The following is a 15,966-nucleotide window of genomic DNA, read 5'->3' as shown; positions in this document are numbered from 1 at the left end:
ATGAAATTAAAAAATATCGATAAATCTTATGGAGATAAAATTTTGACTAAAGTTTTAAATAACATAAATTTAACTTTTTATAGAGGAGATTTTATAGCTATAATTGGAGAAAGTGGAAGTGGAAAAAGTACTCTTTTAAATCTTATAGGTTCTCTTGATAAACCTACTTCGGGTGATATTTATTTCAAAGAAAAGAATATGGCTCACTATACTTTAGATGAGATGGCTGAATTTAGGAATAAAAATATAGGATTTATTTTTCAATTTCATTTTCTTCTTCCAGAATTTACTGTTTTAGAAAATATTTTAATGCCAACTTGGATAAGGAGTCAAAAGGATACCTATGAACTAAAAGATAGAGCTTTAGAGATTCTAGAATATGTTGGACTAAAGAGCTTCGGAAATAGGAAATCAGGAGACTTATCTGGAGGACAACAGCAAAGAGTTGCTATAGCCAGAGCTCTTATAAATAATCCAGATATAGTTTTGGCAGATGAACCTACAGGGAATTTAGATTCTCATAGTAGCTCTGAAATATATGATCTTTTGAGAAAAATAAATAAAGATTTAAAGACAACAATTATAATAGTAACTCATGATCTTCGTATTTCGAATATGTGTGACAGAGTTATAAAGATTTCAGACGGTATGATTGTTTAGTAAATTAAAGAAGCTCAAATCTCCAATTATTGGATTTTGAGCTTCTTTTTTATTTAAATATTATTCTCCTCTAAACATTAAAGTAATACCTTTAATGAAAGTTCTAACATATTTATCTCCACACTCTTTATAATTTTTATGATCAGGTCTTCTAAATAGAGCGCTTAACTCAGATTCAGAAATAATAACTTCACCAAGTTTAAATGCTGCAAGCATATCTTCACTTTTAAAATCTAAAGCTATTCTAAGTTTTCTAAGAATATGATTGTTTAAATTTTTAGCACTATTTGAAATAACTTCAACTGGTTTAGCTGTTTGACCTGGTTTAAGTTGTAGCTTTCCTCTTTTATATGTTATTAATCCAGTTAAAAAAGCATCTAAAGTTTTGTTATTACAGTTTACAAAACCTTCATCCTCTGGTTTTTTTAAAAGATCTATAACATTTTCTAGAGTTAATTCTAAATCTCCAAGATTAAATATTTCAGTCATAGTTTTGTCGTTAATTCTAAGAGCATATCTCACTCTTCTAAGAACGTCATTATTTGTCATTTATTCCTCCTAAATATCACTATTTGTTATTATTTTTATTATATTCTGCAGTTAAGGCTGTCATAATAGCGTAGTAGAAGATCTCGTTCATTTGCTCATTGTTGGAATATATTTTTGAGAATTGAATCTTAGATGTTTCCAAATTAACTAAATAAATGATTTTAACAGTACCCTTATCTTGAGTATCCCAAGAAACTTCAACAAAATTATTATTATTTTCTTTAAAATTTTTAAAAGTAGGATTAGTAGTAACTCCTACAACTTTACCGATAGTAAGTTTATTTCCTGTAAAAAGAGAAATAACATTTGGTGCTAAAGAGTTCTTTACAAGCTCAATGGATTTTTGTCCATTAAAACAACCTGTCATTAAGACAAAGATTGAAACTAGTAAAATAATTTTTAATTTTCTCATTATTAAGGTGCCTCCGCTTTATATGTATAACAACATATTCTAGTTTTATTTTTAATAAAAGTCAATAGTTTTAATATTTAAGAGCAGAGTTTTTCTAAATTTTTAATCTGTTTTACATATCCTATAACTAAAAATTTATCATTCTTTTCAATTACAGTATGTGAGATGGGATTTAGAATTAAAGAGTCAGAACGAGCTATTCCTATTACGATTAATCCTGTTTTTTTAGGTATTTCAGCATGTGCCAGAGTTTTACCTATTAAATCTGAAACATCTGTAACTGCTATTTTAGCAATAGTTAGTTCTTTTGTATTATGATAACCTTCAGTCAAATCTAAAAATGTCAAAATATTAGCCTCTGTAGCTAGAGAGAACATTCTTTCAGCAGTTATTTCATATGGAGATAAAATGTTTGAAGCTCCGGCTTTTTTTAGTTTATTATAGTTCGATGAATCATTAATTCTGGTTACTACTTTTACATTTGGATTTAAAATTTTGGCACTCATAGTTGTAAAAAGATTATCAGCATCACTCGAAAGTACTGGAATAATTGTAGATGCAGATTTTATACCAGCCTCGATTAAGATTTGGTCATCTGTTGCATCTCCAAGAACTGAAAGAACCTTGGAATGATATTTTGATATAAATTTATCAATCACTATAGGATCTTTTTCAATCAAGACAAAAGGTAGATTTTTATTTACAAAACTTTCTACTAAATTTTCTCCAGTTCTTCCATAACCAACAACTATGTAATGATTTTCTAATCCTAATATAATTTTCTTCATTTTAACTCCTTTAAAGTAATTTACTATTTCACCTTCAACTAATAAAGCTGTAAAAACTCCTAAGAAATATAAAAAAATTGTTAAGCCCCCAAAAATAACAAAAATTGTAAAAATTCTTCCTTCAGGGGATAAAGGTTTTACTTCTGAAAATCCAACAGTTGCAAGAGTTATAACCGTCATATATAAGGCATCTAAAAAATTATAATCTTCTAAAAACATATAACCTGCTGTACTGATAAAAAAAGTTAAAAAGATTCCGAAGCTAACTAATAAAAGTTTTTTTATTTCTGACCTCATTTAAGCCTCCCATTTAAACTTCTATTAGTAGAATACTACTCTTAATTTAACTTTCCTTTGATAAAAAGAATTCTTTTATCGATTCAATTAATTTTAAATTATCTTCTTCTTTTAATACACATACTCTAAAAAATTTGGAGTTCAATCCGGCGAAAGAAGATGCTTTTCTTATAATTATCTTTTTTTCAAGTAAAAAATTGTATAAAGAGTTTGCATCAACATCTTTATTTAATATTTCACATAGAACAAAATTACTTGAACTATCATAAATTTTTAAGGAATTTATTTTAGACAAGTTAAACTTTAATTTAGTGAATGAATTTTCAATATTTTTTCTACAATTTTCAATGTAATCAAAATCTTGAAACATTATTTCACCCATTATCTCAGCGAAAATATTAATATTCCAAAGATTTGACATGGATGAAAGAGAATTAAAAGTTTCACCTTGGGGACAAACTCCATACCCTAATCTGATTCCAGGAGTTGAAAAAAATTTTGAAGTTCCTCTAATAACAAATACATTATTATATTTTTCAACTAACTTAGACGATGAATATTTTTCTAGATCTGTAAACTCTATATAAGTTTCATCAATCATAACAAAGCCTTTAAAATTTTCTAAAATTTTAGAAATTTGCTTTTCTGTAAAAGCTGAACCAGTTGGATTATTTGGATTGCAGATGATTATTAAGTCAGGATTTTCTTGTTTTGTTTTTTGTAAAATTTCATCAACGCTTATTATAAAATTATTTTCTTTTTTATATAAAATTTCTGTGATATTACAATTGATTTTTTTCAATTCTTTTTCATATTCTGAATAAGCTGGAGAAAGTAAAATAGCTTTTTTTGGCAAGACATATTTAACAAAAGCTGAAATAAGTTCAGTCGCTCCAGTACTTAATATAATATTATTTTCATTGCAATTTGAATAATTAGCTATAGCTTTTCTTAAAGCTTTATATTCTGGATCTGGATAGATAGATACTAAGTCTATATTTTCAATAACAGCTTTTTTAGCCTTTTCACTTGCACCAAACGGATTTATATTGGAACTAAAATCAAGAAACTCATTTTTAGAAATCCCTAACTTATTTGACAATTGGAATAAATTAGCTCCGTGCTCATTCTTCATCGATGTCCTCCTAATACATATTTAATTGTAATTTAATTATATAACAGAATATTTAAAAAGGTAAATAAAAAATCTCTCTAGAAATATCTAAAGAGATTTGTTTTAAAACTTATATACTTGCTGGTTGCTGCTGTGTCACACAATGAATCATTCCCCCATATTGAAAAAGATTATTGACTACTATTGGAATTATCTTTTTTTTAGGATATAAATCTGAAATGATTTTTATTGCTATTTTATCATTTTCATCTTTATATACAGGAACAAGAACTACTTCATTTCCAATATAGTAATTCAAATAAGATCCTTTATAGTCTAATCCGACTACATTTTTCTTCGTTAAAGGAATTTCAATTATCTTGTATGGTTCTCCCTTGCTATTTTTAGAACTTTGTATTTTTTTGTAGTCATTCATATCAATTCCATCATAAAGTTCTCTAAAGTCTTTCTTAGATACAGTTAATATGGTATTTTCATTGTAAAAACGAGCCATTCCATCTATATGAGCGTCAGTAATATCTTCATCGGTAACTCCTTTTAACCATATGAAATTAGTAACTCCTAGATATTTTTTTATATATTCTTCAACTTCTTTTACTGTAAGGTTTTTGTTTCTATTTTTACTTACAACAGAACTAAGAGTTGCCATCATTGTTCCATTACCATCTAATTCTACAGATCCTCCTTCTAATACAAGTTCTGGTACATTTATAATTGGAATTTTTTTTGTTTCAGCAACTTTTTTAGGAATATTATCATCATTTTTATATTTCGTTTTCTTTCCCCAACCATCAAAAGCAAAATCTACAATTGTAAGTTTGTTATTTTTATCAAATATAAAAATTGGACCAGTATCTCTAACCCATACGTCATCTGACTTAGATATAACGAAATCAACTTTTTTCATATCTACTTTATTTTTAATTAATAGCTTTTCAATTCTATCTCTTTCTTTGTTGTTATATGCAATGATATGGATGTTTTCCCCTGTATATAGTGCTTTTACAATATCAATCCATATACTCTCTATCTCTTTTCTGTATTCTTCTCCATAAGTATATTTGTGTGGCCAAGTTAACCAAGTTCCCTCATGAGTTTGTTCCTCTTTAGGCATAATATAATTGTTTAAAGCAAAAATATTTACTGACGGTAAAAACATAATTAATGTCATAAAAATAAGAATCTTTTTTTTCATACGAACACTCTCCTATTTTTAGATAAACAAAATTTAATTTTGAAACAAAAAACCTACATTAGAGTAACATAATGTAGGTTAATTTATATTTATAAAATTGTAATGTATTATATGAGTGGCGTCTCCAGAAGGATTCGAACCCTCAACCCTCTGATCCGAAGTCAGATGCTCTATCCGATTGAGCCATGAAGACAAGCCGTATGCCTAAATATTACACTTTTTAGGGGTTAAAGTCAATAATTAAAAAATTGCTTAATTGTAGTTTCATCAGATTTTTTTCCTAAAAGAGAACCGACAATAAATACTAAAATTGTTAATCCTATTACAGGAACAATTTGATGTAATCCTAGAATGTTTACTTTAAAAGTCATAAAGTAAATATAAATGATAACTCCAAATAACATTGATGATATCGCTCCAGTAGCATTTGCACCCTTCCAATAAAGTCCAAAAATAATAGGACAAAAGAATGCTGCTTCCTGCCCCGCTAAGGCAAATAGGTTAATCCAAACAAGTAAATCGGGCGGATTCAGTGCTAAAACAAAAACAATTATACCAATTATTAAAGAAGTAAATAAAGATATTTTCTTTATTTTTGCCTCTTCAGGATGAGGATTAATATAGTTTATATAAAGATCTTTTATAATAGCAGCTGATGAAAGTATTAAAAATGAATCAACAGTTGACATAATAGCAGCTAAAGGTCCAGCAATAAATAACCCAGCTAAAATTGGATGTAAATGTCCCATGGCTAGAATTGGAATAATTTTATCTCCTATATCAACATTTGGTTGTAGAGCTACTCCCATAACACCAATCAAATGCATTCCAATCATAAGAACTCCTACCACAGAAGTTCCAAGAATCATTGCGTTATGCATTGATTTTGTATCTTTAAATCCCATGCATCTAACGGTTGTAGCGGGTAGTCCAAGAACAGCAACTCCAACAAGCATCCAGAAAGATAAAATAAAAGATTTTCCTATAGCGCCACCTGAATCAGGTGAAAGAAACTGAGGATTTGAAACTTCTATGGTTCTCATTATATTTTCCATTCCGTTTCCTTTTTTTAAAAGAACAATAAATAAAACTGACATAGCTACTAACATAACAATACCTTGAATTGCATCAGTTATAACAACTGCTCTAAAACCACCAAAAGTAGTATAACCAATAACTACAATAGAGAAAATAATTAAACCAGTCAAATATGAAAGACCGGTTACACTTTCAAATAGTCTTGCTCCTCCAACAAACTGAACAACGACACTCCCTATAAAAAAGATTAGCATCAAAGTAGATGCCAATATAACAACAACATCACTTTTGTATCGAGCTCTTAAAAAGTCTGTAATAGTTACTCCACCAATTTGTCTTGATATTATAGCTAACTTCTTTCCCAAAATCCCTAAAGTTAAAAAGGCTGTGGGAGTTTGTATACAGGCTAATAATACCCATCCAAGTCCCATTTTATAAGCAACTCCAGGTCCACCAATAAAAGAACTGGCACCAATATACGTGGTTACAACTGTCATGGCTAAAACAAAGCCACCCATATTTCTACTACCAATAAAATATTCTTCCATAAAGTTGACATTGGAATTGTTTTTAATTCCATTTACTTTATATGCTATAAAGAGCATACCAAACAAGTATACAACGATAGGTATAAGTATTAACATTTTATTCCTCCTATTTACTCTAAGTCCATATCTTTAAAAAAAAGTTTTACAATTATAAAAACTAAAACATTTATTATAAATAGTCCTAGAATACAAGAGTAAAAAAACCAAGATGGCAATCCAAAAATAAACTTATAACTTCCATCAATTTTAGCTTCATAGAGGTAAGCAAAGTAATACCACCAACAAAAATAAAATAGATATAGAGCCAATGTAATAAGAGCTTCCTTATTTATTTGTTTGTTTCTATCAGACATTTTTTTCTCCTTAATAAAATTAAATATACAAAAAGCACAGCTTTTACACTGTGCTTTTTACTAGTTTCTTTCTGCTATCAATCTTTCCGCCATAGCTTTAGCAATAGCTTCTAATTTATGTTGATCCTCATTAGTTGGTTCTCCTTTGGATTCAACAGGCTCAGCAATAACTTCTAGTCCAGGTAAAGCATCAGCAAATTTTTTAATTCCCTTAACTCCACCACCACTCCAAAGCATGTTACCAAAAATACCTAAAAATCTATTTTTCAATCCATAATTTTCTAGTTTATGTAATAAAGTAAAAATAGGAGGATAAACATCATTGTTGTGTGCAGCAGATCCAATTATAAGTCCCTTGTATTTCCAGATATCACTTATTATAAATGAATGATCAGTTTTTGATGCATCGTATACTCTTATATTTTTAATTCCATTCCAAGAAAGTTCTCTAGCAATTACATTTGCCATTTTAGCTGTTGTTCCATACATAGTTCCATAAACTATAACTACTCCTTCTTCTTCCGGAGTAAAGTTAGCCCAGTTTGAGAAGTGTTGGATAACTTTATTAATATCTCTTCTCCAAAGAATACCGTGTGAAGGACAGATGAATTTAATTTCAAGTCCTCCCAACTTATTTATAGCAGTGTTAACTTGTGGACCGAATTTTCCAACTATGTTGGCATAGTATCTTCTCATTTCGTCTTCATAGAAATTAAAGTTTAATTCATCATCGAAGATTCCTCCATCAAGAGTTCCAAAACTTCCAAAAGCATCATTAGAGAAAAGAATTTTGTCAGTTATATCGTAAGTCACCATTGATTCTGGCCAGTGAACCATAGGAATCATAGCAAAAGTTAATTTGTGATGACCTAAATCAAGAGTGTCTCCCTCTTTTACAGTAATAAATTTTGATTCATCAAAATCGTGGAAAAAAGCCTTTATCATTCTTAATGTTATTATATTTCCTATAATTTTAGCATCGGGATAATATTTCATAAGATCTAAAAGTGCACCAGAATGGTCAGGTTCCATATGGTTTACAATAACATAATCCAATTTTTTCCCTTTTAGAATTCCTTCAATTTTTTCAATAAATAAACCCGCAGTAGAAAACTCTACAGTATCTATAATACAAGTCTTTTCATCGTTAATAAGGTATGAGTTGTAAGCAACACCTTGTGGTAGTGGTAAGTAATTTTCAAATCTTTCAGTTTTTCTATCGTTGGTACCTATCCAAAAAACTTTTTCTGTAACAGGTGCGTGGTAATGCATAAATTTTCCTCCTTAAAATTAAAATTCATTTCAATCCAAAAATAAGCATAATAAAAAATTAATATATCATATAATAGTTTAAAATCTGAAATTTTTCAATAAAAAATCTAAAAAAATGTAAAAAAAATTGTTAAAAAAAAGAAGAATGGTATAATTTATTTAGTAATTTGAAATTAGGAGAGTGATATACTTGAACCCAATATTTTTAAAAATAGGTAATTTTCAAATAGGATATTATGGCTTATGCTATGCAATATCGTTCTTTTTAGGAGTCGAATTGGCTAAATATTATGGAGAACAGAAAGGATTAAATAAAAAACAAGTTGAAGACTATGCCTTTGTTGCAATGTTATCTGGTCTTTTAGGCGGAAGATTGTATTATGTTTTATTTAATTATAGTTATTATTTTTCTCATCCAGAAGATATATTGGCTGTATGGAAAGGTGGAATGGCTATACATGGAGGAATAATTGGTGGAATAATTGGAACGTTAATCTACGCTAAAATAAAAAAAATCAATTTCTTTTTACTTGGAGACATTGCAGCAGCTCCATTAATACTAGGTCAAGCGATTGGAAGACTTGGAAATCTTGCTAATGGAGAAGTACATGGAGTACCAACTTTTACTCCACTAAATATTATATTTAGTTTTAAAACTAGGTTTTATGAATGGTATAGTTACTATAATACTTTGCCTTTATCTGAAAAAAATAATTATAAAGAATTAGTTCCTTGGGGGCTTGTTTTTCCAAAAGATTCTCCAGCTGGAAGTGAGTTTCCTAATTTAGCACTTCATCCAGCTATGCTTTATGAGTCTTTACTTAATTTTTTAGGATTTTTATTTATTTGGTTTTATTTAAGAAAAAAAAATTATCCTAGCGGAGTCATAATGTTTAGTTATATAATAATTTATAGTGTTATAAGGATTTTAGTTAGTTTCTTTAGAGCTGAAGATTTAATGATTTATGGAGTAAGAGCTCCACACGCTATAAGTGTTATATTAATTATTTTTTCAGTTGTAGGAATAGTTATACTAAACAAAAAATCTAAAAAAATTAGTTAGGGGTGGGTAGCATGAAGAAGGTTTGGTTTGTACTATCAATTTTAATGTTTGTTTTTCTGGGGTGTTCAAATAGTTCTATTGAAAATAATATGATTAGAGGAAAAGAATATATTTTAGTAGATGAATATCCATCAGAAAATATAACAATTGGATTTGATGGTGGAAGATTTTATGGATTTTCTGGGGTCAATAACTATTTCGGAAGCTATTTAAAAATTGGAAAAAAAATAGAGATAAAAGAAGTTGGGTCGACATTGATGATGGGACCTGAAAATTTAATGGAGAGAGAAAAAGATTATTTAACAGAATTGCTTGAAGTTGAAAAATACAGTGTAAAAGATGATAAGTTAAGTTTTTATACTAAGGATGGAAAAGAAATTAAATTTAAACAGATAAAAAAGGGCATGAATTAATTGTAAAAAAAGTTAGAGAGAGCTTAAGCTCTCTCTAACTTTTTAGATATAGTTTTTAAAATATCATATGCCAATTCTTTTTTAGATTTTTCAGGAATTATTAATTTTTCTTCAGAAGCATCTATTATATATATTTCATTTGTTGATTTTTGCATATTATTTGCATTGTTAGCAATAATTAAATTTAAATTTTTCTTTTTTAATTTTCCAACTGCATTTTCAATAATATTTTCAGTTTCTGCTGCAAAACCAACAAGGAATTGTTTATCTTTTCTTTTACCCATTTCTAATAATATATCTGGATTTCTATCTAAAGTTATTACTAAATCTCCATCTGATTTTTTAATTTTTTCAGTTGAATAAAATTTGGGTTTATAATCAGCAACAGCAGCACATGCAATTGCAATATCCATTTCAGAATACTTTTCAATAGTTGCTAAATACATTTCTTCGGCAGTTCTTACTCTAATAAAATTATCAAGTCCTTTTGGAATATCAAGTTCTGTAGGTCCAGAGATAAGAGTTACATCTGCGCCCATCTTCACAGCAGCTTCTGCTAAACCATATCCCATTTGTCCACTTGAACGATTACTTAAGTATCTAACAGGATCTATCGGTTCTTCAGTTCTTCCTGCAGTTATTAATATTTTTTTATTTTTAAAAAGTAACTTTAAATCACTTGGAAACAATTCTTCTTCTATAATATTAACAATTTCTGTTTCGTCCTTTAATCTACCTTTACTGTTGATATTACATGCTAGGAATCCTTCATCAGCTTCAATAAAATTATATCCATAGCTTTCTAGTTTTTTTATATTATCTTTTAATATAGGATTATTATACATATTTACATTCATAGCAAGAGCAAAAAAAACAGGTTTTCTAGCTGCAGAAATAACTGTTGTTAGCATATCATCAGCAATTCCATTAGCAACTTTTCCAACAATATTAAGTGTGGCAGGAGCTACTAAAATTAAATCTGCCCAATCTGCTAAAGAAATATGTTCGACATCAATTTGATGACCTCTTTCCCACATATCTGTAATAACATTATTTCTAGATAATGTTTCTAAAGTCTGTGGAGTTATAATATTTGTAGCGCTTTCAGTCATTATAACTTTTACGTTATAACCTCTTTTTTTTAAAATAGATACAATATTTGCTGATTTATAAGCCGCTATTCCACCTGTAACACCAAGTAAAATATTTTTCATTTTTTGTCCTCCAACTATAAAATTAGTTTTTATTATTTATTTGGATTAATTATAAATTATTTTTGATAAAAGTTCAAATTAAAAGTATTTGAAAAAAATAAAAAAACGTGTTGACAGATATTTATCTTTATGATACTATTATATTTGTCCAGCAGGAAATGCCGGAACGGAAAAAACATATAAGGACATTAGCAACCGAATAGAGAAGATAGTCAAAAGTTATGCAATAACAACCATTAAATGGTGTACATTAAGTCGTAAGACTTTAAAAATATATTTGAATGAAGAGTTTGATCCTGGCTCAGGATGAACGCTGACAGAATGCTTAACACATGCAAGTCGACTTGAAGTTCTTCGGAATGGAAAGTGGCGGACGGGTGAGTAACGCGTAAAGAATTTGCCTTTTAGTCTGGGACAACTGTTGGAAACGACAGCTAATACCGGATATTATGAGTTTCTCGCATGGGATTCTTATGAAAGCTATATGCGCTAGAAGAGAACTTTGCGTTCCATTAGCTAGTTGGTGGGGTAATGGCCCACCAAGGCGACGATGGATAGCCGGCCTGAGAGGGTGAACGGCCACAAGGGGACTGAGACACGGCCCTTACTCCTACGGGAGGCAGCAGTGGGGAATATTGGACAATGGGCCACAAGCCTGATCCAGCAATTCTGTGTGCACGATGAAGGTTTTAGGATCGTAAAGTGCTTTCAGTTGGGAAGAAAAAAATGACGGTACCAACAGAAGAAGCGACGGCTAAATACGTGCCAGCAGCCGCGGTAATACGTATGTCGCAAGCGTTATCCGGATTTATTGGGCGTAAAGCGCGTCTAGGCGGATTAGTAAGTCTGATGTTAAAATGCGGGGCTCAACTCCGTATTGCGTTGGAAACTGCTAGTCTAGAGTACTGGAGAGGTGGGCGGAACTACAAGTGTAGAGGTGAAATTCGTAGATATTTGTAGGAATGCCGATAGAGAAGTCAGCTCACTGGACAGATACTGACGCTGAAGCGCGAAAGCGTGGGGAGCAAACAGGATTAGATACCCTGGTAGTCCACGCCGTAAACGATGATCACTAGGTGTTGGGGGTCGAACCTCAGCGCCCAAGCTAACGCGATAAGTGATCCGCCTGGGGAGTACGTACGCAAGTATGAAACTCAAAGGAATTGACGGGGACCCGCACAAGCGGTGGAGCATGTGGTTTAATTCGACGCAACGCGAGGAACCTTACCAGCGTTTGACATCCCAAGAAGTTTCCAGAGATGGAGATGTGCCGGCTTGCCGGAACTTGGTGACAGGTGGTGCATGGCTGTCGTCAGCTCGTGTCGTGAGATGTTGGGTTAAGTCCCGCAACGAGCGCAACCCCTTTTGTATGTTGCTACCATTAAGTTGAGCACTCATGCGATACTGCCTGCGACGAGCAGGAGGAAGGTGGGGATGACGTCAAGTCATCATGCCCCTTATACGCTGGGCTACACACGTGCTACAATGGGCAGTACAGAGAGTCGCCAACCCGCGAGGGTGAGCTAATCTCTTAAAGCTGTTCTTAGTTCGGATTGTACTCTGCAACTCGAGTACATGAAGTTGGAATCGCTAGTAATCGCAAATCAGCTATGTTGCGGTGAATACGTTCTCGGGTCTTGTACACACCGCCCGTCACACCACGAGAGTTGGTTGCACCTGAAGTGGCAGGCCTAACCCGTAAGGGAGGGATGTTCCTAAGGTGTGATTAGCGATTGGGGTGAAGTCGTAACAAGGTATCCGTACGGGAACGTGCGGATGGATCACCTCCTTTCTAAGGAGACAACATCTTCTCTATTCGATTGATAGTGTTCTTCGATGCGTTTGTAGCTCAGGTGGTTAGAGCACACGCCTGATAAGCGTGAGGTCGGTGGTTCGAGTCCACTCAAACGCACCATACGGGGATATAGCTCAGTTGGGAGAGCAACGCACTTGCACTGCGTAGGTCAGCGGTTCGACTCCGCTTATCTCCACCATACATTATCATTTTGGACATTGGAAACTATATAGTAGATATTGAGAGAATAATTAACAAATAACTAACAATTCAAATAATCTTTGAGTAGTTAGTCTGTCAAATAAAAATAGGTTAAGATATTAAGGGCACATGAAGGATGCCTTGGTAGTAAGAGCCGATGAAGGACGTGGTAAGCTGCGATAAGCCTAGAGGAGTTGCAATCGAACATTGATTCTAGGATTTCCGAATGGAGAAATCTGCTAAGATGGAGTCTTAGCACGAAAGAGGGAACCGCGTGAACTGAAACATCTAAGTAACGCGAGGAAAAGAAAGTAAAAACGATCCCCTAAGTAGCGGCGAGCGAACGGGGGTGAGCCTAAACCATATACATGTCAAGGTTACAGCCGTTGTGTATATGGGGTAGCGGGATAGTCTCTAGAAAGTCTGTAAAGCTTTCAGCATTTTGAAACACCGAACTGGAAGAACTTGGAAAAGTTCGCCGTAGAGGGTGATAGCCCCGTACAGGTAACCTGTTTCAAATGCGTAACTAATCCCAAGTAGCACGGAACACGAGGAATTCTGTGTGAATCAGCGAGGACCATATCTCGTAAGGCTAAATACTCTTACTAACCGATAGCGCATAGTACCGTGAGGGAAAGGTGAAAAGAACCCCGGGAGGGGAGTGAAATAGAACCTGAAATCATGTGCTTACAAGCGGTCAGAGCCCTTCGGGGTGATGGCGTGCCTTTTGGAGAATGATCCTGCGAGTTACGTTCAGTGGCAAGGTTAAGTTTAACGGAGCCGAAGGGAAACCGAGTCTGAATAGGGCGACATAGTCGCTGGACGTAGACGCGAAACCTGGTGATCTAAGCCTGTCCAGGGTGAAGCTGTGGTAAGACACAGTGGAGGCCCGAACTCACCGCCGTTGAAAAGTTGGGAGATGAGGTAGGTTTAGGGGTGAAAAGCCAATCGAACCAGGAGATAGCTCGTTCTCTCCGAAATGCATTTAGGTGCAGCCTTGAGTGTTCAATTATGGGGGTAGAGCACTGAATGATCTAGGGGGCATATTGCTTACCGAAATCAATCAAACTCCGAATACCATAATTTAAGAGCTCAGGAGTGAGACTATGGGAATTAACTTCCATGGTCAAAAGGGAAACAACCCAGACCACCAGCTAAGGTCCCTAATTATAACTAAGTGGGAAAGGAGGTGGAGATTCACAAACAACCAGGAGGTTGGCTTAGAAGCAGCCATACCTTTAAAGAGTGCGTAATAGCTCACTGGTCGAGAGTCTCTGCGCCGACAATGTAACGGGGCTAAGTTATAAACCGAAGCTGTGGAATTGCGTAAGCAATTGGTAGGAGAGCGTTCTGTAGGCCGTTGAAGGAGAAGCGTAAGCGACTCTGGAGGTATCAGAAGTGAGAATGCAGGAATAAGTAGCGAGAATGGGAGCGAGAATCTCCCACGCCGGAAGACCAAGGGTTCCAGGGTAAAGTTTGTCTTCCCTGGGTAAGCCGGGTCCTAAGCCGAGGCTATAATGCGTAGGCGAATGGAAAACAGATTAATATTTCTGTGCCACTGATATTGAGTGATGGAGGGACGCAGGAGGTTATGCACGCTGGCGAACGGAAGTGCCAGTGTAAGCGTGTAGGGTGGTCTCGTAGGAAAATCCGCGAGACTAGATCTGAGGCGTGATACGGAGTCGTAAGATGAAGGTGCAAATACCACACTGCCGAGAAAAGCTTCTAAGCGTTTAAAGATATTAGTGCCCGTACCCCAAACCGACACAGGTGGTCAGGATGAGAAATCTAAGGCGGACAGGCTAACTCTCGTTAAGGAACTCTGCAAAATTGCCCCGTAACTTCGGGAGAAGGGGTGCCTTTCATGGTCAGCGAACACGCGTCGCAAAGCTGTGAGAGGCCGCAGTGAAGAGTCTCAGGCGACTGTTTAACAAAAACACAGGTCTATGCTAAGCTGTAAGGCGATGTATATGGGCTGACACCTGCCCAGTGCCGGAAGGTTAAGAGGAGGAGTGAGAGCTCCGAATTGAAGCCCCGGTGAACGGCGGCCGTAACTATAACGGTCCTAAGGTAGCGAAATTCCTTGTCGGGTAAGTTCCGACCTGCACGAATGGTGTAACGATCTGAGAGCTGTCTTGACGGGAGGCCTGGTGAAATTGTATTATCGGTGAAGATACCGATTACCTGCAGTAGGACGGAAAGACCCCATGGAGCTTTACTGTAGCTTGGTATTGGGTTTTGGTGTCGTATGTATAGGATAGTTGGGAGACTATGATGCGTGGTCGCTAGATTACGCGGAGTCAACGGTGGAATACCAACCATACTACATCGAAATTCTAATCTGAGGTTTGTACCCTCGGAGACAGTGCTAGGTGGGCAGTTTGACTGGGGCGGTCGCCTCCGAAAGAGTAACGGAGGCGTTCAAAGGTTCCCTCAGGTTGGATGGAAATCAACCGGAGAGTGCAATGGCAGAAGGGAGCTTAACTGCGAGACTGACGGGTCGAGCAGGTGCGAAAGCAGGACATAGTGATCCGGCGATTCCGAATGGAAGGGTCGTCGCTCAACGGATAAAAGCTACCCTGGGGATAACAGGCTGATTCTACCCGAGAGTCCATATCGACGGTAGAGTTTGGCACCTCGATGTCGGCTCATCGCATCCTGGGGCTGGAGAAGGTCCCAAGGGTTGGGCTGTTCGCCCATTAAAGCGGTACGTGAGCTGGGTTCAGAACGTCGTGAGACAGTTCGGTCCCTATCCACTGTAGGCGTTAGAATATTGAGAAGATCTGTCCTTAGTACGAGAGGACCGGGATGGACAAACCTCTGATGTACCAGTTGTCACGCCAGTGGCACAGCTGGGTAGTCACGTTTGGAACAGATAACCGCTGAAAGCATCTAAGCGGGAAACTGACTTCAAGATAAGTATTCTTTAAGACACCTTCGAGACTAGGAGGTTGATAGGTTGGGGGTGTAAGAGTAGCGATACTTTTAGCTGACCAATACTAATATGTCGAAGTTTTAACCTAATAAATCTCA

Annotated in this window: 12 protein-coding genes, 3 tRNA genes and 2 rRNA genes; 7 read left to right on the top strand and 10 right to left on the bottom strand. The window is 34.6% G+C overall.

Going from position 1 to position 15,966, the window contains the following annotated elements:
* Nucleotides 1–660, top strand: a complete 660-nt coding sequence (locus H3N56_RS10760) for an ABC transporter ATP-binding protein (RefSeq protein ID WP_185881195.1) — start codon at nt 1–3, stop codon at nt 658–660.
* Nucleotides 661–720: 60 nt separating this feature from the next.
* Here H3N56_RS10760 and H3N56_RS10755 read toward each other — a convergent pair whose 3' ends face one another.
* The 9 genes from H3N56_RS10755 to H3N56_RS10715 form a co-directional block, all read right to left on the bottom strand.
* Nucleotides 721–1,209 carry a DUF1456 family protein gene (locus H3N56_RS10755; RefSeq protein ID WP_185881194.1) on the bottom strand — a complete coding sequence of 163 codons (489 nt, stop codon included), beginning with the start codon at nt 1,207–1,209 and terminating at the stop codon, nt 721–723.
* A gap of 19 nt (nt 1,210–1,228) precedes the next feature.
* A complete protein-coding gene (locus tag H3N56_RS10750; RefSeq protein WP_185881193.1) occupies nt 1,229–1,621 on the bottom strand; it encodes a hypothetical protein in 393 nt (130 codons plus the stop codon).
* 77 nt (nt 1,622–1,698) lie between these two features.
* The gene (locus H3N56_RS10745; RefSeq protein ID WP_185881192.1) at nt 1,699–2,706 is read right to left on the bottom strand and encodes a TrkA family potassium uptake protein; all 1,008 of its coding nucleotides are present in this window, start codon (nt 2,704–2,706) and stop codon (nt 1,699–1,701) included.
* Nucleotides 2,707–2,752: 46 nt separating this feature from the next.
* Nucleotides 2,753–3,841 (bottom strand): histidinol-phosphate transaminase, encoded by a 1,089-nt coding sequence (locus H3N56_RS10740; RefSeq protein ID WP_185881191.1) that lies wholly within the window; start codon nt 3,839–3,841, stop codon nt 2,753–2,755.
* Nucleotides 3,842–3,950: 109 nt separating this feature from the next.
* Entirely contained in the window at nt 3,951–5,036 is a 1,086-nt protein-coding gene (locus H3N56_RS10735; RefSeq protein WP_185881190.1) for an agmatine/peptidylarginine deiminase, read from the bottom strand.
* Nucleotides 5,037–5,152: 116 nt separating this feature from the next.
* Nucleotides 5,153–5,229, bottom strand: a tRNA-Arg gene (locus H3N56_RS10730).
* A 40-nt stretch (nt 5,230–5,269) separates the two neighbouring features.
* Entirely contained in the window at nt 5,270–6,718 is a 1,449-nt protein-coding gene (gene panF / locus H3N56_RS10725) for a sodium/pantothenate symporter (RefSeq protein ID WP_185881189.1), read from the bottom strand.
* A 14-nt stretch (nt 6,719–6,732) separates the two neighbouring features.
* Complete coding sequence (locus tag H3N56_RS10720; protein ID WP_185881188.1) at nt 6,733–6,975, bottom strand: YhdT family protein; 243 nt, start codon at nt 6,973–6,975, stop codon at nt 6,733–6,735.
* 60 nt (nt 6,976–7,035) lie between these two features.
* The gene (locus H3N56_RS10715) at nt 7,036–8,247 is read right to left on the bottom strand and encodes an FprA family A-type flavoprotein (protein WP_185881187.1); all 1,212 of its coding nucleotides are present in this window, start codon (nt 8,245–8,247) and stop codon (nt 7,036–7,038) included.
* A gap of 190 nt (nt 8,248–8,437) precedes the next feature.
* Between H3N56_RS10715 and lgt the strand changes: the two genes are divergently transcribed.
* Nucleotides 8,438–9,310, top strand: a complete 873-nt coding sequence (lgt, locus tag H3N56_RS10710) for a prolipoprotein diacylglyceryl transferase (RefSeq protein WP_185881186.1) — start codon at nt 8,438–8,440, stop codon at nt 9,308–9,310.
* Between the two features lie 11 nt (nt 9,311–9,321).
* Nucleotides 9,322–9,723: an META domain-containing protein gene (locus H3N56_RS10705; RefSeq protein ID WP_185881185.1), complete on the top strand. Its 402-nt coding sequence runs from the start codon at nt 9,322–9,324 to the stop codon at nt 9,721–9,723.
* A gap of 23 nt (nt 9,724–9,746) precedes the next feature.
* On the opposite strand, the gene coaBC is transcribed toward H3N56_RS10705, so the two are convergent.
* On the bottom strand, nt 9,747–10,937 hold the full coding sequence (gene coaBC, locus H3N56_RS10700; protein ID WP_185881184.1) for a bifunctional phosphopantothenoylcysteine decarboxylase/phosphopantothenate--cysteine ligase CoaBC: 1,191 nt from the start codon (nt 10,935–10,937) through the stop codon (nt 9,747–9,749).
* 278 nt (nt 10,938–11,215) lie between these two features.
* Between coaBC and H3N56_RS10695 the strand changes: the two genes are divergently transcribed.
* From H3N56_RS10695 to H3N56_RS10680, 4 genes are all read left to right on the top strand, one after another.
* Nucleotides 11,216–12,729: ribosomal RNA gene (locus H3N56_RS10695) — 16S ribosomal RNA — on the top strand.
* Between the two features lie 46 nt (nt 12,730–12,775).
* Nucleotides 12,776–12,852: transfer RNA gene (locus H3N56_RS10690), tRNA-Ile, on the top strand.
* Nucleotides 12,853–12,855: 3 nt separating this feature from the next.
* Nucleotides 12,856–12,931: transfer RNA gene (locus H3N56_RS10685), tRNA-Ala, on the top strand.
* Between the two features lie 111 nt (nt 12,932–13,042).
* Nucleotides 13,043–15,956: ribosomal RNA gene (locus H3N56_RS10680) — 23S ribosomal RNA — on the top strand.
* Together the 16S and 23S rRNA genes with 2 tRNA genes alongside form the textbook arrangement of a ribosomal RNA operon.
* Nucleotides 15,957–15,966: the final 10 nt, after the last annotated feature.

It is taken from the genome of Cetobacterium sp. 2A (assembly GCF_014250685.1).
Lineage (GTDB): Bacteria > Fusobacteriota > Fusobacteriia > Fusobacteriales > Fusobacteriaceae > Cetobacterium.
Note: the sequence above shows the minus strand (reverse complement) of the source record. Positions and strands in the feature narration are given on the sequence as shown.